Raw genomic sequence first — 26,087 nt, 5'->3', positions numbered from 1 at the left:
TTTTTTAGCCTATTCTTTTCCGTACAAAAATTTCATAGCTTAAATAGAGAAGCGGAATTGCCATGATCCCAATATACAAAGCATTGTCTATCGCTCTTGCCGGTTGATTGGCCACTGCATATACCAAACCGAAAAAAGCACCGCCTAAATGCGCTGCATGCCCGATATTATCATGCTGTCTCGGATTGAGCATCATATAAACCGAGTAACTGAAATAGAGAAGTCCAAAAATAAATCCCGGAATCCCTATCGGAATAAAGAAAATATAAATTTTCAGTCCAGGAATCAATGCTATTCCTGCAAATAAAATACCGGAAACACCACCACTAGCTCCTATTGCAGAATACCAGGGTTGTCTTTGGTAAATGAATAATGAAAATATATTACCCAGCAGGATAGATCCAAAATAAACGATTAAAAAACCTAAATTTCCAAAACCTTCAATAACGATGGGCCCAAAAAAATAAAGCGTCATCATATTAAACAAAAGATGCATAATATCTGCATGGAGGAATCCTGCAGAAAGCAGACGGATGTATTCTTTTCTGTTCAGGATTGCTCCTACGCTGAATTTATATTTTTCAAAAATACCGGCATTGTTAAAAGCGATAAAGCTGATAACTGAAGTGGCTATAATAACTAATATCAGAATATTCATATTTTTTAATTTTCGGGTTCTCCGCCATCAAATAAATCTCCGATTACCCCGCCTTCATCATCTGTTCCTTCAGCAGGTCCCGGATCTTCATATACTTCCGGCTCTTCTTCCACAGGTTCAGGAATGGTGATATTGATCGCTTTTACTTTAAATTTGGTGAACTGGTTACCAATCGCTTTTATTCCTTTTACAGCGATAAATTCATCGATGTTTACCGTTTCAGGATCGCGGTCTTTTCCTTTGTCTTTTGCAAAGATAATTTCTGCAGTGGAACCGTCGGCAACCAGCACATTTTCAATGAATGATTTCGGATGTTCTGAAGGCATAAAGGTCTGCGGATTGGTATTATTCTCCAGCAGGAATCTTTTGATAAAATAGATCTCTTTCTCACCATCGTAATAAATACAGGTTACAGGCTGATTGGGCCTCCATTTTTCAAGGATCAGGTATTCATCATCAAAACGGTTTCCAAGATCAAAACTGACCAGTTTGGCTTCTCCCTGAGTATTGATCGTTAAAATTTTATCATCACCCTTGAAATTTCCAAGTAAGGTTCCCCTGCCATCAGCGTTCAATCTTCTCACGGTATCATCAAACCAGATTCTTCTCGGAGCCAGTGTAGAAACTCCTTCTTCTTTGAGATCCACTTTTTTGACGGAATATTTGGTTACCAGATTTCCTTTGGAATCACGCCCTTTAATAGCTAATTCAGAGAAATCTATATCCATTTTATTTTTACGGATTCTCGGGTTGGGTTTTAAGAGAACGCTTACCGTTTCCGCTTCACCATTCGGGTTAGCTGAGAAATAAAGCATTTCCGAACCTTTTTTATCGGAAGCCAGAGGATAATCGGTATTTCTTGTTACTCCGGTTACTGAGAAACGTTTCATATAATACGGACCTTCTTTACCTTCACGGTAGATCATATTATAAACGGTTCGCTTATCGTTTTTCTTCCATATGGCTACATGCAGAAGATCTTTACCGATAAATGTTTTGGCTTCTACCTTCACCACCTTCATGCTTCCGTCTTTTCTGAAAGTAATAATATCATCGATGTCAGAACAGTCAAATAAATACTGGTCTTTTTTGAGGGAAGTTCCTACGAAGCCTTCTTCAAAATTAGCATAGAATTTTTCGTTGGCCACCGCAACTTTAGTTGCATCAATGGTATCGAAAATTCTGAGCTCCGTTCTTCTCTGTCTGTCTTTCCCGTATTTTTTCTGGATATTCAGATAATAATCAATGGCATAGGCAATAAGATTCGCCAGATGATGTTTTACCTGCTCTATTTTACCTTCAAGGGCTGCAATATTTTCTTTAAACTTATCTAAATCAAATCTTGAAATCCTCTTGATTCTGATCTCTGTTAATCTGAGAATGTCATCTTCCGTCACTGCTCTCAGCAAATGTCCGGTATGGGGTTTCAACCCTTTATCGATCATCTTTATCACTTCTTCCCAGGTTTTCACTTCTTCGATATCGTGATAGATCCTGTTTTCGATAAAGATTCTTTCTAATGATGAAAAATGCCAGTTTTCCTGTAATTCATGAAGCTCGATCTCAAGTTCTTTCTTTAATAATGAAACCGTATGATCAGTATTCATTCTTAAAATTTCAGATACATTCAGGAACATCGGCTTGTCACCTACAATGACACAGGCATTCGGTGAAATCGTTACCTGGCAATCTGTAAAGGCATATAACGCATCAATGGTTTTATCCGGTGAAACGTCATTATGAAGGTGAATCAGAATTTCAACAGTGTCTGAGGTATTGTCTTCAATTTTTTTGATTTTGATCTTCCCTCTTTCATTGGCTTTCAGGATAGAATCAATCAGGTCGCTTGTTGTTTTGGAAAAAGGCAGCTCGGAAATTACCAGTGTATGTTTGTCTATGTTGGTAATTTTCGCCCTGGCTCTTACTTTTCCGCCTCTGTGGCCATCATTGTATTCTGAAACATCCAGGTATCCTGCGGTAAGGAAATCCGGGAATAATTCAAACTTTTTACCTTTCAGATAGGCAACGGATGCATTGATTAATTCATTGAAATTATGCGGAAGTATTTTGGTAGAAAGTCCAACCCCGATCCCTTCAACTCCCTGTGCCAGAAGCAAAGGAAATTTTACCGGCAAATCGATGGGCTCATTATTTCTTCCGTCATAGGATTTTGCCCATTCTGTAGTTTTAGGGTTGAAAACAACCTCCAGAGCAAAAGGAGTCAGTCTTGCTTCAATATATCTTGCTGCAGCGGCAGAGTCTCCGGTGTACACATTTCCCCAGTTTCCCTGGGTATCTATCAAGAGCTCTTTCTGCCCGATCTGTACCATTGCATCTGTAATGGAAGCATCACCGTGAGGGTGATATTTCATGGTGTTTCCTACAATGTTGGCTACTTTATTATAACGGCCGTCTTCCAGCTCCCGCATGGAATGCATGATTCTTCGCTGAACCGGTTTAAGGCCATCATAAACAGACGGAATCGCCCTGTCTAAAATAACGTAAGAAGCATAATCCAGGAACCAGTCTTTGTAAAGTCCGGAAACTTTTTTTAAGCTTTCCCCTTCATGCGAATTTTCGTCTGTTATCATTTGTTATTCAATAGTTTTTTCTCGTTATTGGCTTTCACAACTTTGTTTAATGAGAATTTTAAATCGTTTATTTCTTTCTTTGTCAGGTAAGAAATTTCGTATTTCAACATTGTTGAGCCGGAATTTTTACTTGAAATCGTAATATACAGTCTTTTTAAAAAAAAGATCTGTACTATTTCGTACTTTAATAGTTTGTATTTTGGAAACTCATCGCTTAAAGGTTTATTCAGAAAAGGTATGATATTTCTGTTTTTAAAGTTAAGCGCCTCTCCGTCACTGTCATATTCAAAAATCTGCCTTCCGTTAAGGTAAAAAATACCCAACAGAATAACGGGAACAATAATTAACAAATAGCTTCCCTGTCCTAAAATATTAAACCTGGATTCTTCTAAGAAAAAACCGGTGATCCCACCCGCAAGTATCATGAATAATAAGGTATTAATAAAATTGTACACCGAAGCTTTGTTACGGTTACTTAATCTCATAGTTATTTGTGTTTAGTTTATCTGAGTTTCTGGGATTATTACTCTTTTTTAATTTTATTTTAGTTTTTAAATTATATTTTAATTTTCTACTTCATCCAGAATTTCCCTTTTATCAATATCAGGATCTTCTACGACGAGGTTCTCAAGAATAAACACCTGCCTGTCCGGTGTATTTTTACCCATATAGAACTCCAGGAGCTGATCTATGGTCTGGTCTTTTCCTACGACCACAGGTTCAAGACGGATATCCTTGCCGATAAAATGCTTAAATTCATCAGGTGAAATCTCTCCCAATCCTTTAAACCGGGTGATTTCAGGGTTTCTTCCCAACTCATTCAACGCTTTTAATCTTTCTGCCTCCGAGTAGCAATATCTTGTTTCTTTTTTGTTTCTCACCCTGAACAAAGGGGTTTGAAGGATATATAAATGTCCGTTCTTGATCAGGTCAGGGAAAAACTGTAAAAAGAACGTAATCATTAAGAGACGGATGTGCATTCCATCGACATCGGCATCGGTAGCGATGATTACCTGATTGTATCTTAAATCTTCAAGGCTTTCTTCAATATTTAAAGCAGCCTGGAGTAAGTTGAATTCCTCATTTTCATACACCACTTTTTTGGTAAGTCCGTAGCAGTTCAACGGTTTACCTTTTAACGAAAACACGGCCTGTGTTTCTACATCTCTTGATTTTGTGATAGAACCTGATGCGGAATCCCCCTCGGTAATAAAGATCTGTGTATCGCCTTTTCTTTCTGCTTTCTGATCGTTATAATGCTGTCTGCAATCGCGGAGCTTTTTATTATGAAGGGATACTTTTTTTGCTCTTTCTCTTGCCAGCTTCTGAATCCCGGAAAGCTCTTTTCTTTCTCTTTCGGAAATGAGGATTTTTCTTTGGATCGCTTCGGCAATTTCAGGGTTTTTATGCAGGAAATTATCCAGCTTGCTTTTCAGAAAATCAATAATGAAAGTCCTTACGGTAGGTCCGTTTGGCCCTATATCGTTAGATCCCAGCTTTGTTTTGGTCTGGGATTCAAAAACAGGCTCTTCTACGTTGATAGAGATGGCCGCAATAATGGATTTCCTGATATCGGAAGCATCAAAGTTCTTATTGAAAAACTCGCGGATTGTCTTTACATAGGCTTCCCGGAAAGCATTAAGGTGCGTTCCGCCCTGTGTTGTATTCTGACCGTTTACGAACGAAAAATAGGTTTCAGTCTGGGACTTATCCGAATGGGTAATGGCAAGCTCAATATCAGTGTCTTTTAAATGCACGATCGGGTAAAGGATTTCGCTTTCCAGTTCTTCTTCCAATAAGTCTTTAAGACCGTTTTCAGAATAATAAGTTTCTCCGTTGAAAATAATTTTCAGTCCCGGATTCAGGTAGGCATAATTCCTGAGCATTCTTTCGATATACTCTTTCCTGTATTTGAAATGAAGGAAAATTTCTCCATCAGGAATAAAGGAGATTTCAGTCCCGTTTCTGTCTGAAGTTTCTTTTTCTTCATGATTCTCCGAGATCATTCCGCGTGAGAATTCGGCGACCTTCATCCTTCCTTCCCGGAAAGACCTTACCCGGAAATAGTCTGAAAGGGCATTTACCGCTTTTGTACCAACCCCGTTCAGACCTACAGATTTTTTGAAGGCCTTGCTGTCGTACTTTCCACCGGTATTCATTTTGGATACGGCATCCACTACTTTTCCCAACGGAATCCCACGACCGAAATCCCGGATCGTAACTTTACCGTCATCGAGTTTGATTTCAATTCTTTTACCCGCTTTCATCCTGAACTCATCGATGGAGTTATCAAGAATTTCTTTGAGCAAAATATAAATACCGTCATCAGCAGACGAGCCGTCACCCAGTTTCCCGATATACATACCGGGGCGTAAACGGATGTGCTCCTGCCAGTCGAGGGTTCTGATATTATCTTCGGAATAGATTGGATTTGTATCTTGTGACATATGTTATTTCAGCAAACATACAAAAATACGAAATTGAACAAAATTATCCGATTTTTTTTAATTCATTTTCATCAATATTTATCCACATGTGTTGTGTTATTATTAATCAAATTCTATATTTACAGCATTATTCAATATCATGTGAAAAAACTATTTGGATTTCTTTCATTTTCTATCACTCTGTTTTTTTCATCATTCTTTTTGGCACAGATCCCCGGACTGGTCAACTATAATGAAGAAGATGGCTTAAACAGCTCTTATACTTATATGCTTACCCAGGATAGTAAAGGTTTTATCTGGATTGGCAGTGATAACGGGCTGTTCAGGTTTGACGGGAAGGAATTTAAACAATACAATAAGAAAAACGGACTGAAGAATATCGATATTTTATCGTGCTACCCTCTGTCTAACGGCGAAATTTTCATAGTTCCTTATTTAAATGATTTCGTCTATTTAAAAGAGGGAAAAATTATTAATTCGGATGACAACAAAGAGCTTAGAAAGCTTAAATTCAATCATAATTGTGCGGCATATAGCAGTGGAGATTCGCTTTTTATTTATACTACCCGTGACCCTAAAGAAATATATGTTTACAGAAATGGGAAAGTAAAATCAATCCCTTTGTATCTCACAAAAAAAAAGACGGCATATGAGGAGCCACGCTATGTATTTACTTTTGATCTTCCCAATCATCTGCTGTATTTAGCTGATGCGGATGGTAAGATTCTGGCTTATAACATCCTCACCAAAAAAACTAGAGCCTGCAATATATCCCTGCCTAAAGGTACGATCTATAGAAAAGGTAATTTTTATATTTTAAAATCCAATAATCAGGTTAATGTTTATCAATTAGAAAATAAATTTCATTTCAGAAAAGTTCAATCTGTTTCTATTGATGAAAAGATCAATTATCTTGTGGTAGACAGAAATTACAGAATATGGCTTTGTTTAGATAAAGGCGGAGTTTTATTTTTCAGGCAGTCGTTACTGGATAAACAGAAACTTTCTAATCCTCTTAAACTTATGGAGGGTTTCGTGATGAACCATATTATGATAGACCGGGATAATAATGTCTGGTTTTCAACAAGAAATAATGGTGTTTACTTTATTACCGATAAGTTCTTCAATAATTACATTCATCTACCTGTAAAAAACAATTCGTCTTATATTAAGGCTATTGCAAAAACCGACAACAGTATAATTCTGGGCTATAATGAGGCAAAAAGTGGCATTCTAAACGCCAATACCATAACAGATATTACTTTTGAAAAAAACAGTAAAGCTGAGACTAAAGCTTTGTTTTCAAAAGGAAATACCATCATATTCGGAATGACTCCCAGTGCAATCCAATATAATACTTTAACCCATAAAACAGTCAATTTAGGAAGTCGCAGCTTAAAAAATGTGCTGCCATATACCGATGATTCGGTATTGCTTTGTACTTCCGAATCTCTTACTTCTTATAATTTTATGACCCATACTTCTTCTCAATTGCTCAATGAAAGAAGTTACACCGCGTTACCCTACGACAAAGACAGTCTATTTTTCGGAAATTTTAAAGATTTATATAAGCTCAATACTAAGACAAAAAAGAAAAGTTTATTTCTTGAAGGATATTATGTGACCGACATTAAAAAATTAAAATCAAATGTTTATATCGCAGCCACCAATCTTAATGGCATCATATTTTTCAACAATAAAAAAATTATTAAAAGAATTACGGAAAAAAACGGCTTATCAACAGACCAGATCAAAAAGATAGAAGTTGAAAATGAAAGGGTATTTTGGGCAAGCACCAATTCAGGATTAAGCAGAATTGAAATTACAGGCTCCCGTCTTAAGATTGATAATTTTACCCAGACCGACGGTCTTCCCTCTAATGTTGTCACCGGTTGTGTCATAAAGGAAGATACGATTTATGCAGCAACTTCAAAAGGACTGGGCATTCTTCCTATTCACAATCTGCTGGCTCAGCCTAAGTTTATCAATAAGAAAGTAATCATTAATTCAGTCACCATAGGAAACAGGGAAATTTTCAACCTAAATCAGGAAATTATAGGAAAAAACCCGGACAACACCCTCACTTTTGATGTAAGCTTTCCTGATTATACTTCTCAGGGAAAGATAAAATTTAAATATAAAATAGAAGGGTTAAGTGATGAATGGCAGACAGGCAGCTCATCTAAGATTGTATTCAATTCGATTCCTCCCGGACAATATATTTTTAAAGTTTTCGGATTGGGCTATAATGACAAACAGTCTTACACCTATTCTTCAGTAGCTTTTGAGATCAAACCCCGGTTTTGGCAGACCTGGTGGTTTAAATTAATATTAATTTTTTTAGGATGCACCCTGCTTTTCATTCTCATCACACTGTATTTTCAGAAAAAACGAAATAAGAAACTGGAAGCTCTCTATTATGAGAAAAAAATTGCGGAACTGGAATTGCAGGCGATTAAAGCCCAGATCAATCCGCATTTCATCTACAATTGTCTCAATTCCATACAGTTTCTGCTTTATAAAAAAGATTATGATGAAACTGAAAATTATTTAAACACATTCTCCCAGATGATCAGAAAAACCCTTCACTATTCTGAAAAAACGTTTATGCCGATCAGGGAAGAAGTAGAATATCTTTCTTTATACTTAAACATGGAAAAACTGCGTTTAAAAGATCAGTTTGAGTATAAAATAATTGTATCAGAGAACACTAATGAAGAATGGATAATCCCCTCTTTACTGATACAGCCGTTTGTAGAAAATGCCATTAAACATGGTATCTCAGGCTTAAAAGACAGAAAAGGGAATATTGAAATTTCGTTTGAGTATAACGGGGCATCACTTTGTATAAGTATTGAAGATAATGGTGTAGGGATCGGTAATTCCGGACAATCGATAACAAAAACCAATTCATTCGGAGTAAAATTGTCCCAAAAAAGAATTGAAACATTTAAGCAGCTTTTTGAGACTAATATTATTTTAGAGATCAACAACCTTTCTGAAAAACAACTAAAACCTGGAACACAAATTAAAATTTATATTACACCCTATGAAAACCAAAACACAAGTCTGCATTATTGATGATGAGCAAGACGGAAGAGATTACATTTCTCTATTGCTTCAGAACGAATTTCCGGAAATTCAGATTGCATTTCAAGCCTCAAGTGTAGAAGAGACTTATATTTATCTTACCAAAAACTCACCGGATATTCTTTTTTTGGACGTACAACTGAAAGACGGCACAGCCTTCGATCTTTTATCAAAATTAAGGGAAATAGATTCGCAGATCATCTTTATTACGGCATTTGAGCATTTTGCGATTCAGGCTATAAAAAACGGTGCTACAGACTATCTTTTAAAACCAATTCAAAAAATTGATTTTATCATTGCGGTCAATAAAGCATTGGAGAATATCAAAAAAAGTAAAAACGTTTCCACTAATACTGCCAATCAGAATAAAATCAGCCTTCCTACTCTTCAGGGTTTCAAACTGACAAATATTGCAGATATCATACGCTGTGAGGCAGATTCCAGCTATACTACATTTTACCTGATCGATAAGACAAAAGTAATTGTATCTAAAACGTTACATGATTTTGAAGAATATCTCTCGGAGTTTAATTTTTTCAGGATACATCACAAGCATCTCATCAACCTCAGCCATCTGAAGGAATATATCAAGGGAAAAGGCGGCCAGGTAATTATGACGGATGATTCTGTTCTTGATGTTTCCGTACGCAAGAAAAATGATTTTTTATATAAAATTGAGCATCTGGAGTGATCGCACTTATCTGTAAAAATGATACACTTATTATTGGTGAGCATTGGCTATTGAGATTTACCGTATTCCAATCACATACATCAATATATTTGTAATCATTTTATTTAAAATAATACCGGACACCGGAATCCCACCTGTTTTATAGGGTTTACGACCATTTTTCAAAGGCTTAAATATAAAACAGAAGATCATTTTTGTCATTAAATAATCCGATGAAATTTCCATACTAAATCACAATTAAGAGAAGTTCATTTACACTTATTAGCAAAATCGAAACATTTACTAATTCACAATAACGAGAAGTTAAATTTCAGGATACATTTAGAATACCATAAAACGGTGAAAACCGATTAAACTGAGTATTAATTCCTAAAGTTTTTGTTGGCTTTTGATTTATAAAACCAATTTGCATTATGATAAGAATATATTTTTTATCGATTTACCTGCTTTTAGGATGTTTTGTGCTTAACGCACAAGCTCCGTGTTCTGATTTTAATGATACTTCCAATCCGGCGGGCAACTGGGCTCCTGCAGCTCCACCCGATGGAAATGTAAGTGTAGGATTCGGGACTGCCAATCCTTTGGACGGCTCACAATTTCTTATCTTAAAAGATCTGTCAGGTAGTTCCTGGTACGAGAATCACACAGATTACCAGAGTCTTGGAAAAAGATTCCTTGGACAGTGTATTTATTTTGATTTTTATATTGAAAATGACAGCGGTTTAGGAACTCCTTACCATCCGAACATTACCCTTTCCGACGGAACCAACAGTACAACATTTGTTGCAAACATTACGGTAACCCCTGGAAGCGGATGGGTACGTGTTAAAGCTCCTATCCAACTATCCAGCGGTGGTTCTCTTCCGAGTAATTCTGAAGGATCTTGGACCATGGCTACCGTGAACACTGCTATTTTTGATAATATTATGATGAATTCTACCACATTGGGAATAAGCCCTGATATGACGTCAACTCAGCAAGAGGTAGTATTTTTTGATAATATCTGTGTAAAACCTTGCGAAAATTGTGGTGAATGTAATTCTAACTTTAAGCTTCAGATGACCACCAGTACTTCAGGTAATATCACCATTGGACAGGTATTCCTTGAGAGCACAAATTCTCCAAGCATTTACAAAGTAGACTGGGGTGATGGCTATGTAACAGATGTCTTAACGTCTCATGCATATACCAATTCCGGATCTTATAAAGTATGTGTGACCCAATATGAAGGCGATAAACCGAAATGTACAACATGTCTTGTTATATGTATTCCAAAGCCTGTGGAAACAGTACAAAAAGACAATAACCTGAAATCTCCGCTCAGAGATAATGCAGCTGTTGCAAGAGCAGAACTCAGCAGCGTGAACGAGACTAAGGAATATCTGCTTGTCCCAAATCCTGCTAAAAATTATGTGGATGTACAGACTAATCTATCAAAAAAAGAATCGGTGACCATAAAAGTAATCGATATGTCTGGAAAAGCTGTTATTGAAAAATCAGAAACAGTAGAAAGCGGCCGCCAAAATATAAAACTGAATACAGAAAAATTGATCCAGGGAACTTATATTGTTGAAATTAAAACGAATTCAAAAACAAGTTCCCAGAAACTGCTTATTTCAAAATAAACAGGTATAAAAATTAATAATCATAAGACTATCCGGATATGGGTAGTCTTTTTTTTAACTGATTACAGATTTCGGTTAAAATAATTTTTTACATGTGATATTTTTCCAGTTACAGTTAATAATGAAAAGGTTACACTTATAAATTACAGTTAGGTTACTCCTGGAAAACTAATTAATCTTGTTACTGTAATATTACAAAAGCACTCTACCTGCAGCTATTGCATGATATTTCCCGAAATTAAGGAAAATTAAAATGGGAAGACACAGCCATCCCCTGAATCAAGTGCTGTACGCTGAACAACTATCTCAAGGCGGCAAGACAGAGATAAAAATAAAATCACAATATTATGAAACTAGAAAGTTTAAATTCTTCAAAATTTGAAGTAATGACTCCAGATGAAATGAATAAAATCAAAGGTGGCGAAGCGAAAGCAACCGGCGGTGGAGTAATAAACTCTGAAGCCCACGGTGGATCAGTAAGATTTACACAAGACTGTTTTGATGTATTACAAGATGGATCATATGGAGATATGAGTTATCTTATTGATGGTAAATGGTATACCATATAATCAAGAATTAGTAGGCAAATAAGCAAATTACAGTTTATTTGCCTATTCTTTTATTATTTTTCGAGAAATGATAATTGTAGAATCAACCAGTGATGACTCATCAACAAATGATGTATTGGATTGGATATTTTCCTTAAGTAATGAAAAGGTAACAAGATTTAATGATATTACTTTCATTGAAAATATCACCTATAAAATCACAAATCAAAAAAATGAAAGTGTAGTTTTCCGAGCTAATGGTAAAACATTTAATAATAGTAGGATTAAAAGTTTCTGGTACAGACGAGGTGAATTTACTTATAACCTAATAAAAATAACTCAAGATCATTATTTACTAAATTCAAAGATCCAGTCTAATAACTTCAAGGAACAAAAACATCTGAATTATCAACTTTATAATCTCCTCACTAAAATACATGGTGAAAAAATAAATACCCATCACGATAATCTAACTAATAAGATTTCGAATCTGGCAAAAGCTAAAGATTCAGGGTTAAACATTCCTGATACCTTGATTACTAATCATCCAAAGGAACTCAGAATATTTTCAGATAAATATGAAAAACTGATTTCTAAGGATATAAAATTCAATCCTATAAAAATTTCATTCAATGATTATGTAATAAATATCATCTCACCTGTACGAATTCTCGATAAAAATAAAGCTTTACAACTATTTCAAAAAAATAAAGAAAAAAAAGCAAATCATTTTTCTTTGTTCCAGCAATATATCACAAAAAAATATGAATTGCGTATCTTTTATCTGAAAGGCAAATTCTACACAATGGTTATTTTCTCACAGGCCAACGAAAAAACAAAAATAGATTTCAGGAATTATGATACTGAACGCCCCAACCGTTGTGTCCCTTATCAATTACCGCAGGAAATAGAAGAAAAGCTACATCATTTCATGCAAAGTATAGATATGAATTGTGGTTCCATTGATATGATTTATACTCCTGAAGGGGAATATGTCTTTCTGGAAGTAAATCCTGTAGGACAGTTTCAATGGGTATCCAAAAACTGCAATTATGATATTGAACGGCAAATAGCGATTGACCTTATAAAAGAAAAAACATGAAAGAAGAACAAATAAAAAAAGAAATAAAAGACTGGATAGAAAAAAACAGAAACCAGCTGCCATTAAACGTTGACAGTTGGGAAATACATGTTTATAAAAAAGAACTTGACACCATAAAACAGTCCAAACCTATAGAATTAGGCAAATACAATGCTGGAATTATGATTTCTGAGCCCTTTTATAAACCCTATTCAAAAGCTTTCATATTGTGATCACTCAAAACTTATTACTCTTATATAGTCACTGCTTCATTGTAAAAGGAGCAGCCCGTGCTACAATCTGTGATTTGCAACGTAAAAATATTTATCCGATTCCTAATGCCTTCAGCTCTTTATTCAAGGACAGCAGATACATTGATATTGTTGAAATATCTTCACAATTAGATCATGAAGGAAAAGAAATATTAAAAGAATATTTTGAATTTTTAGAAGACAATGAACTGGCTTTTTACTGCTCTACAGATGAGTTACAGCTTTTTCCAAAAATGTCTGAAGAATGGTTGTTTCCCGCACACATTTCACATTGCATTTTAGATGCATGGGATGAAATATCCTATTTTAATGAACCTTTTTTGAAGCAATTGGAAACCTTGTGCTGTAATTTTATTCAGTTCCGGTTTTTCAAAAAGGTTTCCCGGCAGGAGCTTGACCGGTTCATGGAACTTATCAATCCTTCACAAATCAAATCCATTGAAATCATACTTCCTGCCGATAAAGATGATGATGAATTTTATATAAAAACAGAGTGTTTTGTCAATGAAAATAGAAAAATAAGTAATCTTACCATAACCGGGGCTCCTATAGCCGGGATTTATAAAGAAGGTGTATACGGAATGGGTTATATATTACAAACCGATAGAATCATAGACCATGAACTTCATTGTGGTGCCATCCATAGTAATCTATTTTCTATCAATATTCCCACTTATACAGAATCTTTAGCCTTTAACAGTTGTCTTAATCGTAAGATAAGTATAGATACGAAAGGTGATATCAAAAACTGCCCCAGCATGAAAGAAAGTTATGGAAATATCAAAAACAGTTCACTGCAGGAAGCTGTAGATCATCCGGAATTTAAAAAATACTGGAATATTACCAAAGATCAGATTACCAAGTGCAAAGACTGTGAATTCCGTCATATATGTACCGATTGTCGTGCTTACATAGATACTCCCGATGATATATATTCTGCTCCGCTTAAATGTGGATACAACCCTTACACCTGTGAATGGGAAGAATGGAGTACGAATCCGTTAAAAGAATCAGCAATTCAACACTATGAAATGGGGTCGTTAATAAAAAAATAAACCGCTGATTTAGACATTCTATTTTTTCGTAAAATATTTCCTTAATATCGGATTATCCACACCGGATAGTCTTTTTTATGCGATGATGGCTTTTCTTTACAAAAAATAATTAAATTCGGTGAACGTAAAAAAACAGCGTCAATGATACAACTTCCTTTTTCCAAGCTTTCTGATGTGGGAACCACTATTTTCAGCCAGATGACTCAATTGGCCAATGAGAATGAAGCAATCAATTTATCACAGGGATTTCCGGATTTCATGCCGGATACCGGATTATTAGACTACGTAGATCATTTTATTAAAAAAGGATTTAATCAGTACGCTCCGATGGGCGGAATGATCGCTTTAAAGGAAGAAATTGCCCGTAAAATTGAAAACAGCCATCAGGCCGTTTATCATCCGGATTCTGAAATAACGGTTACAGCAGGAGGAACCCAGGCTATTTTCACCGCGATTGCCACTTTCATTAAAAAAGATGATGAAGTCATTATTTTTGAACCTGCTTATGATTGTTATGAGCCTACGGTAGAGCTTTTCGGTGGTATTGTAAAACGCTTTGAAATGAAAGCTCCGGATTATGAAATCGACTGGAATGCTGTAAAAGGTTTAGTGAGCGAAAAAACCAAAATGATCATCCTTAATAATCCGAATAACCCTTCAGGAAAGATTTTAAAGGAAAATGATCTGCAGGAACTGATCAGCATTGTAAAAAATACCTCCATACTTATTTTAAGTGATGAAGTCTATGAAAATATTGTTTTTGACGGAAAACAGCATCTAAGCATATGCAAATATCCGGAACTGAAAGAAAGAAGTCTTCTGGTAGCTTCTTTTGGAAAGCTCTTCCATGTTACAGGCTGGAAAATAGGATATTGTGCTGCCCCTAAAATTTTAACGGATGAATTCAGAAAAATTCACCAGTTCAACGTTTTCAGTGTTAATACTCCCATCCAGCTTGCATTAGCCGAATACATGAAAAATGAAGACCATTACAATCATCTTAATCAGTTTTTTCAGGAGAAAAGAGATTTTCTGAGAAAGGGATTAGCCAATACCTCTTTTGAGCTTCTGGATTGTGAAGGAACTTATTTCCAGGCTTTAAAATATGACAGGATTTCCGATAAGAATGATTTTGATTTTGCCAGCGAATTAACGGTTACCCATAAAGTGGCAAGTGTTCCATTTTCATCTTTTTATAAAAACAAACGGAACGAAAATGTGATTCGGTTATGCTTTGCAAAAAAACAGGAAACTCTGGAAAGAGCGATTGAGAATTTATCTAAAATATAAAAATCAGGTGGCTGAGGTTCTCGAAGCCACCTGATTTTTTTTATAAAAACATTCCGCCTGAAGCTTCAATTCTCTGACCGGTAATCCAACGAGAGTCTTCAGTACAAAGGAAAGCCACTACTCCACCGATGTCATCCGGCAGGCCTGCTCTTCCTAAAGCTGTGATTCCTGCCACCATATCATTCATTTCTTTGCTGTCCCGCACTCTTCCGCCACCGAAATCTGTTTCTATAGCTCCGGGAGCAACAACATTGACTCTGATCTTTCTTGATCCCAGTTCTTTCGCCATATACTTGGTTAACATTTCAACACCTGCCTTTATTGACCCGTAAACGGAGGATCCCGGCAAAGCAAATCTCGCCAATCCTGAAGAAATATTCACGATACCACCACCATCATTAATGAACGGTAATAATTTCTGAGTCAGGAAAAATACGCCTTTAAAGTGGATATCTACAACGTCATCCAACTGTTCTTCGGTGACTTCCTGTATCGGAGCATATAAAGCTGTTCCGGCATTGTTGATCAGATAATCGATGTTTCTGCTTCCTGTATTTTCTTCCAGGTGATCACCGACTGTTTTTACAAAAGCTTCAAAACTTTTAATATCTTTTGTATCTAGTTGGTAAGCTATAGCTTTTCTTCCCAGAGACTGTATTTCCTTTACAACAGCTTCTGCCTCTTCTTTATTAGATCTGTAAGTAATAATTACGTCATGCCCTTTCTGAGCAATTTTTATTGCTGAATTTCTTCCTAAACCACGGCTTCCACCGGTTACTAATGCGATTTTTGTTTTTGTATCCATTTCTTTCATTATTTAATGATACAAAGTTGGCGCATTTTAGGGTAAAGATATTTGCTTGAATCAATCTGAAATTTGTAAAATTCAAATCATGAACGAAATTCTAAAGGTGTAAATGTTGTTTTTCTTTTAAAGAAGTTTGAAAAATGAGCAATCTCCTCAAATCCTAATGCATATGATATTTCTGAAACATTCCATTTTGTTTGCTTCAAAAGAATTTTAGCTTCCTGGATAAGTCGGTCTGCAATAAATTCAGTTGTCGTTTTTCCCGTACTTTCTTTAAGTTTTTTATTTAAATAGTTAACATGTACCGCCAATCTGTCTGCATAATCTTTTGCAGTTTTAAGCTGTAATCTTTGATCTGTCGACTCAATAGGAAACTGTCTTTCTAAAAGCTCAATAAATAAGGAAACCACTCTCAGAGAAGCATCATTAGACGTTGAAAGTTTTGTGGCCGGCTGTAATTTCTGCCCGTAATGAATCAGTTCAAGGACATAATTTCTGATCAGGTCATATTTAAAAATGTAATCGGAAGCTATTTCTTTTTTTATTTTGATAAAAAGCTGTTCTATTTCGTCTGCCATTTCATCATCTATTTCAAACAAAGGAAAACCGCCGGGCTGAAAGATCGGGAGGTCTTCAAGGGAATAACGGGACTGGTTTTTAATGAAAAAATCTTCGGTAAATACGCAGAAACTCCCCGACTGATCAGGATCTTCAGGTACCCAGTGATAAGGTACTTTAGGCGTCGCAAACAACAAAGCATTTTTTTTAATGGCAATTACTTTATCTGCATATTCAGCTCTATTCCTGCCCCTGATCAGGCTTATTTTATAATATTTTCTCCTGTTATAGGGCATTTCAGAAGTGGTTTTTGCCCTTTCAATAGTTTGGGCAATATCAAATACATTGAAATGACCAATATCCTTATGAAGTCCTTTTGGGAATATACTTTCAAAATCTTTTCCCAGCTTGGCTGTTATCTCTCTGTAGAAATCTTCCAGAGAAGTGTGAACGATTTTTTCCATGATCAATCATTTGTAAAATTCAAATATACAAAGTTGAGAAACTATATTTAAAATTTATAACAAAATTATTTTTCTATACGAAGTGATATATTATTAGATATTTTTTATACCTTAGTTTTAAACTAACTCATTAAAAATCAAATTAAAATGGAAAATTTAAACTTATCAAAAGGAAAAAGATTAAACAAAAAAGAACTGAGAACCATTACCGGAGGTATGCTTGATTGTATGCAGCCTGTTTACTGCCCTACTTTCCCTTGTGATCCGAGCTTTCCCCAGCCTGACGAAAACGGTTGTACCCTTATCTCTTCCGCCTGTGCACAAAAAATATGCAGACCGGTTATAGATCCTGTTTAAAAATATTTGTCAATACGAAGTGATATATAATTATTTTTTATAACTTAGTCATAAACTAACTCATTAAAAATCATCACTATGAAAAATCAAAACGGAAAAAAACTGAGCAAAAAACAATTGAGAACGATTACAGGCGGCTTACAAATGTGTATTGATCCTGATACCAATCAATGTATGGCATATGGACGACAATGTGCGGAAATACAATGCCGGTATATACCTTAGATTCGTGTACATTTTAATGTTCTAAATTAAAACTTAACAAATCATAAAATCAATTATCATGGAAAATCAAAAATTACCCAAAGGGAAAAAGCTTAATAAGAAACAATTGAGAACCGTTACAGGTGGCCTGGAAGACTGTATAGATCCTGCAACAGGAGGATGCAGAAAAATATCAATGGGCTGTGCACAGCTGCAATGCAGACCGGTAATAGATCCTTTATAAAAATATTTTCAAAAAGAAATACCGCTCTTATACGGGGCGGTATTTTATTTTAAACAATATATCCGCCTACTACATTCAAAACCCACTTCCCATTTATATATTCGGCGGAGTAATCTGAGGAGCTGCTGTTTCCCCATTCTGTAATATAAAACCTGTTGGGATCATTTTTATTTCTTTTGATTTTAGAAATTCCACCATTAAGAACATCAGTTACTCTGACATAATCTGTCTGTTTACTTTCACTTTCAGGAACAAATAAAATTCTTAATTCCGGATTAACCCGGTGAAAATAATCACAATCACTCGCATATACATCAAAAGAATAATGGTCTTTTTTGAGCTGTTCTATCCCATAATCGGGCAATAATTGTTCATATAGTTCGGTAAATTTATTCTTTTCAGATTTAAACAAAGGGTTCATGTCATCAAAATCACTGATTCCGTCCCAATCAGAATCTTTATTGTCCGGATTTAAACCAAAACTCTTTTCAAAAATATCATTGTATCCGTCGCGATCAGAATCTTTCATTAAATACTTTAAGTTGATTTTAAATAATTTTCCGTCTTCGATAGCAGAATAATCATCATACCCGGGAAGTCCGGGCATCTTTATAATTTTAACCAAACTACCTTCTATCTGAAGAAATCCATCTTTTACGATAGGGTTTTCCTGAACCTCATTGCAATAATAATGGCTGAAACTCAATCCTAAAAAATAAGCGGAAGGCTTGCTATTTTCTATTTTTAAAAGCCAGTATCCCAGGCTATTTTCTGCTAAAGCATATTGTATATTTCCAGCTTCCTGTTTTGAAAAATATCGGAACTGTCCGGTAAATTTTTCGTTAAATCTTTCAAATTCTTTTTCTTTTATTTTCCATTTTTCCTTAAACTTTTCCGGTGGAAGATCTGTACCATACATATCGGAGGATGCACTGTCCTTTTTAAAACTCCTGTATTCTTTCAGATTAATAATTTCAAGATATTCAGGTTTTTCTTTAAGAATCTGTTTTACAGTATAATTTTTTTTATCAATAGCTTGAATTATATAATCATTTTTTACAGACGGTTCTTCAGCTTCTGTAAAACAATTCTTCTCTTCATTACTTTTTACAGAGCATGAAGAAAAAAAGAAAAAGGAAAGGAGAAAATACAAATATCTCATAGGTAAGCGTTTGATAAATGCATACAAAAAACGCTCCCAAATTCATGGAAACGTTTTTATATATACGAACTTTAATATTTTCTTATACGTTGAATCTAAAGTGCATGATGTCTCCATCCTGAACAATATATTCTTTTCCTTCCACAGAAAGTTTTCCGGCTTCTTTTACTTTAACTTCAGAACCGTAGCTTACATAATCATTATATTTGATTACCTCAGCACGGATGAAACCTTTTTCAAAATCGGTGTGAATCACTCCGGCTGCCTGAGGAGCTGTCCATCCTTGTCCGATAGTCCATGCTCTTACTTCTTTTACTCCTGCAGTAAAGTAGGTCTGAAGCTTTAATAAATCGTAAGCTTTTCTGATCAGACGGTTTACGCCCGGTTCTGTAAGACCTAGTTCTTCAAGGAAGATCTCTCTTTCCTCGAAAGTCTCCAGCTCATTGATATCGGCTTCAATCTGTGCTGCAAGAACAACAACTTCAGCTCCTTCTCCTTTCGCCATTTCTTCAATTTTGCCAACCCATTCGTTTCCGTTTTTGATAGAATTTTCATCTACATTACAAACGTAAAGTACAGGTTTATTGGTCAAAAGCTGAACTTCTCCGATAATAGATTTTGCAAAATCGTCTGCTGCAAATTCTCTTGCATTTTTTCCGTCTTCAAGAAACTTCTGAAGATTCTGAAGCGTTTCATATGTCAGAATATCTTCCTTCTTACCGGATTTGATAAATTTCTTAGCTTTTTCAACGGCTTTACCTACGGTTTCAAGGTCTTTCAGCTGAAGCTCAATATCTATAATTTCTTTATCTCTTAAAGGATCTACAGAGCCTTCAACGTGAATAATATTTCCGTTATCAAAACATCTTAAAACATGGATAATGGCTTCACATTCGCGAATGTTGGCTAAGAATTGGTTTCCTAAACCTTCTCCTTTACTCGCTCCTTTTACCAGACCGGCAATATCAACGATCTCAACAACAGCCGGCAAAACTCTTTCAGGGTTTACTATTTTCTCCAGTTCAAATAATCTCTGGTCCGGTACTGATACTGTTCCTAAGTTAGGTTCAATAGTACAAAAAGGATAATTCGCTGATTGAGCTTTTGCATTGCTTAAACAGTTAAAAAGAGTTGATTTACCTACATTCGGTAAGCCTACGATTCCACATTTCATATTGTAAAATTCAAAGTTTTATGTTTACGGTTCAAGGTTTTTCGCTTATACTCAAACTTTAACAGTTTAAATGTATACCTTGAATTATCAGTGTGCAAAGATAGTGATTTTAAAAAGAGTTTCATAATAAAAAATCTGCCGGAAAGACCGACAGATTTTTAAAATTTTATTTTGTCATCTACGGATTAGCCCCCGTTGCATCCTGCGCCAGCGGAACATCATTCGGGGCTTCCTGTAAAGTTTTATCTAAAGTAAATAAAGACTCATCGGTTGCTCTGTCACCACCGGCAATTTTTAACTTATCAATTAAATTCTGAGCCAGTGTTTCTTCTTCGATCTGTTCCTGTACAAACCATTGCATGAAATTCCACGTTGCCCAGTCTTTTTCTTCCAGTGCCAGATCTACAATTCTGTAAATTGCTGTAGTATTATCAACTTCATGCTTAAAAACTCCATCAAAACATGCTGATAATGATTCCGGGTCAGCAGGTGGTGCCGGAATGGCGTCTACTTTCGGTTTACCTCCTCTGTTGAGAACATATTCCATAAATTTTATCGAATGATTTCTTTCTTCCTGTGCGTGCCTGTAAAGGAAATTGGCAATTCCCTGGTAACCTTTATCATCAGCCCAGATTCCATAAGACAAAAAAACGTGTGATGCATGAATTTCCTTATTCATCTGATCACTAAGTGCTTTTTCCACAGTCGGGGAAAGTCTGTTAGTATTCATAATGTATATTTTTTTGTGATTAGGTATAATGATGCAAAAATGATTCCGATAAAGTATTTAATTTTAACAAATTGCAGAACATACGTTCACAACATACTATATTTCAACAATTTGAATTATTAATCTATAGTCATTCTAAAATAAAACCCGGATCAGAAGAACCGGGCTTATTGTTATTCAAGTAAATTGCAAAGACGCGATGTTTATTTTTAAATATGTTTTTTAAAGCACGAGAAAATCGAAGATTTTCGGTCTGGAAAAATTTACGTCGTAAGATTCTACCTTCTTTTTTGCTTCGCTCAGGATAACAGTTAATTTTCAACTTACAATTTAACGATTTTACAAATTAATGATTCAGCAGTTCAGCCTTTTCACTTCAGCTTCTTCGCCATATAATCACTTTCGTTGCCTAATCTGTCAATTGCCTTAACTGCAACTGCATTCAGGGTTTTTCCGTCTTTGTATTTCGGAATTTCTTTTGAAAGATTGTCTAAAGGAACGATTTCAATTTCCCAGACTCCGTTATATTGTGTGAAAATTACCCACTGAAAAACATCACCAATATTTTTAGTGCTCCAGCTTGCCTGTACAAAACTTCCGTTATCTGTTGTAAATAATGTAGGGGTTTGTAATGGTACCGCTTTAATCCATGGACTTCTCGGAACCAATGCCTTCTCTTTGTAAGGCCCGTTTTTTAAAGTCGGCAACATGTTTGAATTCTTTGTAAGTCCGGCAATGCTCCAGTGAATTTCTCCGGCATCATTTTTCAGAATCTGTCTTGAAATTTCAATCTGATTTTTAATTTCTGTCGGACGATCCGAAACTTTTACCTCAACGGTATTTAATCCCGGCCATAAGTGGCGGTTTAGGGTGTTTTCAGATTTCCACCAGTTTAATAATGCTTCAAAGCCCTGCCCTTTTGAATCAATCGGCCAGTACAGCTGGGGTGAAAAATAATCTACCCAGCCTTTATTCAGCCATAATTTAGCATCAGCATACAGCTCATCATATTGTGAGGATCCGACTATCCCTTCCGGATAACCCGGTTTCCAGATTCCAAACGGACTGATCCCAAATCGTACATTGTTTTTTTCTGCATGAATTTCTTTATAGATTCTTTCCACAAACTTATTTACATTATCCCGCCTCCAGTCTTCTCTCGACAATGTTCCGCCACTGCTTACATAAGCATTCCAGGTTGCATTATCCGGGAAATCCGCGCCTCTGTTATAAGTAGCGTAAGGATAAAAATAGTCGTCAAAATGTACGGCATCTATATCGTATCTTTTCACAATGTCTTTTACAACATTGGAAACATGGCCCTGAGTTTTTGGATTGGCAGGATCAAACCAATACATCCCGTTTTTCAGCCGTACAACAATATCGGAAAGTTTATTTACCATCGACAAACTGTTAACAGCACCTCCATTTGCATGATGTGCCCTGTAAGGATTTAACCATACATGCAGCTCCAATCCGCGCTTATGAGATTCCTCGATCCAGAATTGTAACGGATCATAATTCGGATAAGGAGGAGTTCCGGTTTCACCTGTCAAAAAGTATGACCAAGGCTCAATTGAGCTTGTATATAAAGCATCGGCAGAAGGGCGGACCTGAAATATAACAGCATTAAAATTATTGTCTTTCAGCATATCCAACATACTGATGGCTTCAGCTTTTTGCTGATCAACTGACAGATTATTTCTTGAAGGCCAGTTGATATTGGCAACACTTGCAATCCATACACCACGGAATTCCCTGTTAATGGCAGGAAGATTTACTTTAAAAACTTCCTCCTTTGGCGGAATTACCGGTTTATTGATCACAACGGAATCTTTAGGTTTTGAAATATTTTTATCCGGTTTTATTGTATTTTTATCCGGTACGGGCTTTACCACATTATTCTGAACTGAACAGGAGCTGCTGCATGCCGCAAAAATCCCTAATAAAAATACTAGCTTTAATTGAATCACTTTCATAGTCTGCAAAACTACTTTAAATTATTTTTAAACTTAAGGGGAAAAAATAAACATTTTATTTGTTACTTCATAAAAAAAGCCCCGAAAATTCAGGGCTTTACTATATTTATAAGAATTTGATTAAGCTTTCGCTGATCTTTCAACTCTTTTTCTTTCTTCTTCAGAAAGTAATTTCTTTCTCATACGGATGAAGTTCGGCGTTACTTCAATCGCTTCATCACCCTGGATATATTCCATACATTCTTCTAATGAGAATAAGATTTTCGGAGCAACACCGGTATCTTTATCTTTTCCTGAAGCTCTCATGTTGTTCAGCTGTTTTGCTTCTACGATGTTTACAACCAGGTCACCAGGTTTGTTTTGCTCACCGATGATCATACCTGCGTAGATTTCCTCACCCGGATCAACGAAAAACTTACCTCTGTCCTGTAATTTAGCGATAGAATATTCTGTAGCCGGACCTTGAGTCTTGCTGATCAATACTCCATTATTTCTTCCTGGAATTGCACCTTTGAAAGGCTTATATTCTGTGAAACGGTGTGCCATAATAGCTTCACCGGCAGTAGCAGTCAACATCTGAGAACGTAATCCGATCAAACCTCTTGAAGGAATCTCGAATTCCATGTGCTGCATCTCTCCTTTAGTTTCCATAATATGAAGGTCACCTTTTCTCTGCGTTGCCAAATCGATAACTCTTGAAGCAAATTCTTCAGGAACATCTACAACCAAAGATTCATAAGGCTCACATTTTTCTCCATCGATTTCTCTTAGGATAACCTGTGGCTGGCCGATTGTCATTTCATATCCTTCTCTTCTCATTGTTTCGATCAAAACCGATAAGTGAAGAATACCTCTACCGAAAACAAGGAAAGTATTCGCATCATCAGTCTGCTGAACTCTTAATGCAAGATTTTTCTCCAGTTCCTTCATCAATCTCTCTTTCAGGTGATTGGAAGTTACATATTTACCATCTTTACCAAAGAAAGGTGAATTGTTGATAGAGAACGTCATGTTCAATGTAGGCTCATCAATTGCAGTTCTTTCCAATGGTTCAGGATTTTCAAGGTCTACGAAAGAATCTCCGATCTGGAAAGCATCAAAACCTACTACAGCACAGATGTCTCCGGCCTGAACTTCAGTTACTTTTTTCTTTCCTAAACCTTCGAAAACGTATAATTCTTTTACTTTTCCTTTTACAATTTTACCGTCTGCCTGAGCAAGACCGATCCATTGAGCTTCCTTAAGCTCCCCTCTCGTCACTTTTCCGATCGCGATTCTTCCCAAGAATGAAGAATAATCAAGAGAAGTGATCTGCATCTGAAGATTTCCTTCCGTTACTTTCGGCTCGGGAACGTATTGTAAAATTCCATCTAATAATGGTAAAATATCTTCAGTCTGCTCTAATGAAGTGTTGAACCAACCCTGTTTTGAAGATCCGTAGAACGTTGGGAAATCCAACTGCTCTTCAGTAGCTTCAAGGTTGAAGAATAAGTCAAATACCTGATCGTGAACTTCGTCCGGACGACAGTTTGGCTTATCTACTTTATTGATAACAACTAATGGTCTTAAACCAAGTTCCAAAGCTTTCTGAAGTACGAATCTTGTCTGAGGCATCGGCCCTTCAAAGGCATCTACCAACAAAATTACCCCATCTGCCATTTTTAAAACTCTTTCTACTTCTCCACCGAAATCGGCGTGACCAGGAGTATCAATTACATTAATTTTAGTGTCTTTATAGGTAACAGAAATATTTTTGGATAAGATCGTAATCCCTCTTTCTCTTTCAAGGTCATTGTTATCCATTATTAATTCTCCACTTTCCTGATTTTCTCTGAAAATGTTTGTAGCATGAATAATCTTGTCAACCAAAGTCGTCTTCCCGTGGTCAACGTGTGCGATAATCGCAATATTTCTAATGTTTTGCATGAATGATTTTTACGGGTGCAAAAATAGTGTTTTTTAATGAAATATTAGCAACAAGTTCAATTATTTAACAAATTCATAATGAGTATATTAAAATAAATTGACATTTAAACCTCTAAAATAAAGTATATTATAAAAAATTTTGAGAAAAAGCGTCCGGAAACTTCAATGAGATTAAATAATTAATACCAAAGATATTTTTCAAAAAAATAAATCAATACAGCCTGTATCAAAATAATTACTCCGAGCTTTAATAAAAATGATGCCTTTGAAATTTTATGTCTGAAAATGATTATCCCTAAAACAGATCCTATAGTTCCACCGAAAAACGTCAGCCCCAAAAGCATATTTTCTGAGATTCTTCTTTTATGCCTGACAGAAAGTCTTTTATCCCAACCAAAAACAATCAGGGAAAACAGGTTAATTAAAAACAGAATATATATCATTAATGCAAAAGTAGTGATTGAACGGTGGCTTCGAGTGCCTCAGCCACCTTGTACTGGTCTTTTTACAAATGCTTGATTTTTTATTTATGTATTATATTTATGTTCAACAAGATCCTAACAGTACACTAAGATACTCAACATTACACAACAATCCCATTTTATTATCTCATAAACAACTATTTCAATAATACTATGAAAGGTGGCTGAGGCACTCGAAGCCACCTGTCCCATTTTTTACAAATGCTTGATTTTTATTTATGTTCAACAAGATTCTAACAGTTCACTGAGATACACAACATTACACTACAATTCCATTTTATTATCTCATAAACAACTATTTCAATAATACTATGAAAGGTGGCTGAGGCACTCGAAGCCACCTTTAAATCAGATCTCTATAAGCTATTGCCAATTGAGGAAGCAATTCAGAATTTCCGTTAATCAGAGCTTCTTTTTTCTTACGATTCCAGCCTTGTACTTGCTTTTCTCTGTAAAAGGCGAGATCAATACGGTCATACTCTTCAAAATAGATGAGTCTGACAGGAAGCCTTTTTTTAGTATGATTGGAGCCTTCCCCTTTTTGATGCTGGAGAATTCTGCGTTCAAGGTTGTTTGTACTTCCGGTATAATAACTGTCATCTGAGCATAATAAAATATACATCCAACCCCTAACTTTATTTTTCATATCTG

At 35.7% G+C, this 26,087-nt stretch carries 24 protein-coding genes; 11 read left to right on the top strand and 13 right to left on the bottom strand.

Going from position 1 to position 26,087, the window contains the following annotated elements:
- Positions 1-4 precede the first annotated feature (4 nt).
- From AB8P06_RS13690 to AB8P06_RS13675, 4 genes are all read right to left on the bottom strand, one after another.
- Positions 5-658, bottom strand: coding sequence for a rhomboid family intramembrane serine protease (locus tag AB8P06_RS13690; protein WP_369842571.1), 654 nt, complete (start codon positions 656-658; stop codon positions 5-7).
- A gap of 5 nt (positions 659-663) precedes the next feature.
- On the bottom strand, positions 664-3,249 hold the full coding sequence (locus AB8P06_RS13685; protein WP_369842570.1) for a DNA gyrase/topoisomerase IV subunit A: 2,586 nt from the start codon (positions 3,247-3,249) through the stop codon (positions 664-666).
- A complete protein-coding gene (locus AB8P06_RS13680; RefSeq protein WP_369842568.1) occupies positions 3,246-3,734 on the bottom strand; it encodes a hypothetical protein in 489 nt (162 codons plus the stop codon). Before AB8P06_RS13680 ends, AB8P06_RS13685 begins: the two co-directional genes overlap by 4 nt.
- 78 nt (positions 3,735-3,812) lie before the next feature.
- Complete coding sequence (locus tag AB8P06_RS13675) at positions 3,813-5,696, bottom strand: DNA topoisomerase IV subunit B (RefSeq protein ID WP_369842567.1); 1,884 nt, start codon at positions 5,694-5,696, stop codon at positions 3,813-3,815.
- 141 nt (positions 5,697-5,837) lie between these two features.
- Between AB8P06_RS13675 and AB8P06_RS13670 the strand changes: the two genes are divergently transcribed.
- The 8 genes from AB8P06_RS13670 (at position 5,838) to AB8P06_RS13635 (ending at position 15,348) form a co-directional block, all read left to right on the top strand.
- Positions 5,838-8,777, top strand: coding sequence for a sensor histidine kinase (locus AB8P06_RS13670; protein ID WP_369842565.1), 2,940 nt, complete (start codon positions 5,838-5,840; stop codon positions 8,775-8,777).
- Positions 8,746-9,477: a LytR/AlgR family response regulator transcription factor gene (locus AB8P06_RS13665; RefSeq protein ID WP_369842564.1), complete on the top strand. Its 732-nt coding sequence runs from the start codon at positions 8,746-8,748 to the stop codon at positions 9,475-9,477. Before AB8P06_RS13670 ends, AB8P06_RS13665 begins: the two co-directional genes overlap by 32 nt.
- 413 nt (positions 9,478-9,890) lie before the next feature.
- Positions 9,891-11,102: a T9SS type A sorting domain-containing protein gene (locus tag AB8P06_RS13660; RefSeq protein WP_369842563.1), complete on the top strand. Its 1,212-nt coding sequence runs from the start codon at positions 9,891-9,893 to the stop codon at positions 11,100-11,102.
- A 347-nt stretch (positions 11,103-11,449) separates the two neighbouring features.
- A complete protein-coding gene (locus tag AB8P06_RS13655; RefSeq protein ID WP_369842561.1) occupies positions 11,450-11,671 on the top strand; it encodes a hypothetical protein in 222 nt (73 codons plus the stop codon).
- A gap of 67 nt (positions 11,672-11,738) precedes the next feature.
- The gene (gene gwsG, locus AB8P06_RS13650; RefSeq protein WP_369842559.1) at positions 11,739-12,752 is read left to right on the top strand and encodes a grasp-with-spasm system ATP-grasp peptide maturase; all 1,014 of its coding nucleotides are present in this window, start codon (positions 11,739-11,741) and stop codon (positions 12,750-12,752) included.
- On the top strand, positions 12,749-12,964 hold the full coding sequence (locus AB8P06_RS13645; protein ID WP_369842558.1) for a hypothetical protein: 216 nt from the start codon (positions 12,749-12,751) through the stop codon (positions 12,962-12,964). Before gwsG ends, AB8P06_RS13645 begins: the two co-directional genes overlap by 4 nt.
- Complete coding sequence (gene gwsS, locus AB8P06_RS13640; protein WP_369842556.1) at positions 12,961-14,058, top strand: grasp-with-spasm system SPASM domain peptide maturase; 1,098 nt, start codon at positions 12,961-12,963, stop codon at positions 14,056-14,058. The genes AB8P06_RS13645 and gwsS overlap by 4 nt, the downstream gene beginning before the upstream one ends.
- A gap of 141 nt (positions 14,059-14,199) precedes the next feature.
- Positions 14,200-15,348, top strand: a complete 1,149-nt coding sequence (locus AB8P06_RS13635; RefSeq protein WP_369842555.1) for a methionine aminotransferase — start codon at positions 14,200-14,202, stop codon at positions 15,346-15,348.
- A 40-nt stretch (positions 15,349-15,388) separates the two neighbouring features.
- Here the strand turns inward: AB8P06_RS13635 and AB8P06_RS13630 are convergent, their stop codons facing one another.
- Complete coding sequence (locus tag AB8P06_RS13630) at positions 15,389-16,153, bottom strand: SDR family NAD(P)-dependent oxidoreductase (RefSeq protein ID WP_369842554.1); 765 nt, start codon at positions 16,151-16,153, stop codon at positions 15,389-15,391.
- A gap of 86 nt (positions 16,154-16,239) precedes the next feature.
- On the bottom strand, positions 16,240-17,178 hold the full coding sequence (locus AB8P06_RS13625) for a helix-turn-helix domain-containing protein (protein ID WP_369842553.1): 939 nt from the start codon (positions 17,176-17,178) through the stop codon (positions 16,240-16,242).
- Positions 17,179-17,325: 147 nt separating this feature from the next.
- Here AB8P06_RS13625 and AB8P06_RS13620 point away from each other — a divergent pair, with 147 nt between their 5' ends.
- From AB8P06_RS13620 to AB8P06_RS13610, 3 genes are all read left to right on the top strand, one after another.
- Positions 17,326-17,535, top strand: a complete 210-nt coding sequence (locus tag AB8P06_RS13620; RefSeq protein WP_369842552.1) for a bacteriocin — start codon at positions 17,326-17,328, stop codon at positions 17,533-17,535.
- A gap of 78 nt (positions 17,536-17,613) precedes the next feature.
- A complete protein-coding gene (locus AB8P06_RS13615; RefSeq protein WP_369842550.1) occupies positions 17,614-17,760 on the top strand; it encodes a hypothetical protein in 147 nt (48 codons plus the stop codon).
- A gap of 58 nt (positions 17,761-17,818) precedes the next feature.
- Positions 17,819-17,983, top strand: a complete 165-nt coding sequence (locus AB8P06_RS13610) for a hypothetical protein (RefSeq protein WP_369842549.1) — start codon at positions 17,819-17,821, stop codon at positions 17,981-17,983.
- A 49-nt stretch (positions 17,984-18,032) separates the two neighbouring features.
- Here the strand turns inward: AB8P06_RS13610 and AB8P06_RS13605 are convergent, their stop codons facing one another.
- From AB8P06_RS13605 to AB8P06_RS13575, 7 genes are all read right to left on the bottom strand, one after another.
- Positions 18,033-19,145, bottom strand: a complete 1,113-nt coding sequence (locus AB8P06_RS13605) for a hypothetical protein (RefSeq protein WP_369842547.1) — start codon at positions 19,143-19,145, stop codon at positions 18,033-18,035.
- An 82-nt stretch (positions 19,146-19,227) separates the two neighbouring features.
- Positions 19,228-20,319: a redox-regulated ATPase YchF gene (ychF, locus tag AB8P06_RS13600; protein ID WP_369842546.1), complete on the bottom strand. Its 1,092-nt coding sequence runs from the start codon at positions 20,317-20,319 to the stop codon at positions 19,228-19,230.
- A gap of 178 nt (positions 20,320-20,497) precedes the next feature.
- Entirely contained in the window at positions 20,498-21,049 is a 552-nt protein-coding gene (locus tag AB8P06_RS13595; protein WP_369842545.1) for a ferritin, read from the bottom strand.
- Between the two features lie 371 nt (positions 21,050-21,420).
- The gene (locus tag AB8P06_RS13590) at positions 21,421-23,028 is read right to left on the bottom strand and encodes a glycoside hydrolase family 10-like protein (RefSeq protein WP_369842544.1); all 1,608 of its coding nucleotides are present in this window, start codon (positions 23,026-23,028) and stop codon (positions 21,421-21,423) included.
- A 120-nt stretch (positions 23,029-23,148) separates the two neighbouring features.
- Positions 23,149-24,954: a translational GTPase TypA gene (gene typA / locus AB8P06_RS13585; protein WP_369842543.1), complete on the bottom strand. Its 1,806-nt coding sequence runs from the start codon at positions 24,952-24,954 to the stop codon at positions 23,149-23,151.
- 179 nt (positions 24,955-25,133) lie between these two features.
- Complete coding sequence (locus AB8P06_RS13580; protein ID WP_369842541.1) at positions 25,134-25,397, bottom strand: DUF1294 domain-containing protein; 264 nt, start codon at positions 25,395-25,397, stop codon at positions 25,134-25,136.
- Positions 25,398-25,779: 382 nt separating this feature from the next.
- Entirely contained in the window at positions 25,780-26,082 is a 303-nt protein-coding gene (locus AB8P06_RS13575; RefSeq protein ID WP_369842539.1) for a GIY-YIG nuclease family protein, read from the bottom strand.
- Positions 26,083-26,087: the final 5 nt, after the last annotated feature.

The sequence above is a fragment of the Chryseobacterium tongliaonense genome (genome assembly GCF_041224435.1).
Taxonomy (GTDB): Bacteria; Bacteroidota; Bacteroidia; order Flavobacteriales; family Weeksellaceae; genus Chryseobacterium; species Chryseobacterium tongliaoense.
This window is presented reverse-complemented; position numbering and strand designations above follow the sequence as displayed.

What these genes read in the sequence shown, in the direction of transcription:
- AB8P06_RS13690 (WP_369842571.1), bottom strand. Translation starts at nt 658, where the DNA reads ATGAATATTCTGATATTAGTTATTATAGCCACTTCAGTTATCAGCTTT.
- AB8P06_RS13685 (WP_369842570.1), bottom strand. Translation starts at nt 3,249, where the DNA reads ATGATAACAGACGAAAATTCGCATGAAGGGGAAAGCTTAAAAAAAGTT.
- AB8P06_RS13680 (WP_369842568.1), bottom strand. Translation starts at nt 3,734, where the DNA reads ATGAGATTAAGTAACCGTAACAAAGCTTCGGTGTACAATTTTATTAAT.
- AB8P06_RS13675 (WP_369842567.1), bottom strand. Translation starts at nt 5,696, where the DNA reads ATGTCACAAGATACAAATCCAATCTATTCCGAAGATAATATCAGAACC.
- AB8P06_RS13665 (WP_369842564.1), top strand. Translation starts at nt 8,746, where the DNA reads ATGAAAACCAAAACACAAGTCTGCATTATTGATGATGAGCAAGACGGA.
- AB8P06_RS13660 (WP_369842563.1), top strand. Translation starts at nt 9,891, where the DNA reads ATGATAAGAATATATTTTTTATCGATTTACCTGCTTTTAGGATGTTTT.
- AB8P06_RS13655 (WP_369842561.1), top strand. Translation starts at nt 11,450, where the DNA reads ATGAAACTAGAAAGTTTAAATTCTTCAAAATTTGAAGTAATGACTCCA.
- gwsG (WP_369842559.1), top strand. Translation starts at nt 11,739, where the DNA reads ATGATAATTGTAGAATCAACCAGTGATGACTCATCAACAAATGATGTA.
- AB8P06_RS13645 (WP_369842558.1), top strand. Translation starts at nt 12,749, where the DNA reads ATGAAAGAAGAACAAATAAAAAAAGAAATAAAAGACTGGATAGAAAAA.
- AB8P06_RS13635 (WP_369842555.1), top strand. Translation starts at nt 14,200, where the DNA reads ATGATACAACTTCCTTTTTCCAAGCTTTCTGATGTGGGAACCACTATT.
- AB8P06_RS13630 (WP_369842554.1), bottom strand. Translation starts at nt 16,153, where the DNA reads ATGGATACAAAAACAAAAATCGCATTAGTAACCGGTGGAAGCCGTGGT.
- AB8P06_RS13625 (WP_369842553.1), bottom strand. Translation starts at nt 17,178, where the DNA reads ATGGAAAAAATCGTTCACACTTCTCTGGAAGATTTCTACAGAGAGATA.
- AB8P06_RS13620 (WP_369842552.1), top strand. Translation starts at nt 17,326, where the DNA reads ATGGAAAATTTAAACTTATCAAAAGGAAAAAGATTAAACAAAAAAGAA.
- AB8P06_RS13615 (WP_369842550.1), top strand. Translation starts at nt 17,614, where the DNA reads ATGAAAAATCAAAACGGAAAAAAACTGAGCAAAAAACAATTGAGAACG.
- AB8P06_RS13610 (WP_369842549.1), top strand. Translation starts at nt 17,819, where the DNA reads ATGGAAAATCAAAAATTACCCAAAGGGAAAAAGCTTAATAAGAAACAA.
- AB8P06_RS13605 (WP_369842547.1), bottom strand. Translation starts at nt 19,145, where the DNA reads ATGAGATATTTGTATTTTCTCCTTTCCTTTTTCTTTTTTTCTTCATGC.
- ychF (WP_369842546.1), bottom strand. Translation starts at nt 20,319, where the DNA reads ATGAAATGTGGAATCGTAGGCTTACCGAATGTAGGTAAATCAACTCTT.
- AB8P06_RS13595 (WP_369842545.1), bottom strand. Translation starts at nt 21,049, where the DNA reads ATGAATACTAACAGACTTTCCCCGACTGTGGAAAAAGCACTTAGTGAT.
- AB8P06_RS13590 (WP_369842544.1), bottom strand. Translation starts at nt 23,028, where the DNA reads ATGAAAGTGATTCAATTAAAGCTAGTATTTTTATTAGGGATTTTTGCG.
- typA (WP_369842543.1), bottom strand. Translation starts at nt 24,954, where the DNA reads ATGCAAAACATTAGAAATATTGCGATTATCGCACACGTTGACCACGGG.
- AB8P06_RS13580 (WP_369842541.1), bottom strand. Translation starts at nt 25,397, where the DNA reads ATGATATATATTCTGTTTTTAATTAACCTGTTTTCCCTGATTGTTTTT.
- AB8P06_RS13575 (WP_369842539.1), bottom strand. Translation starts at nt 26,082, where the DNA reads ATGAAAAATAAAGTTAGGGGTTGGATGTATATTTTATTATGCTCAGAT.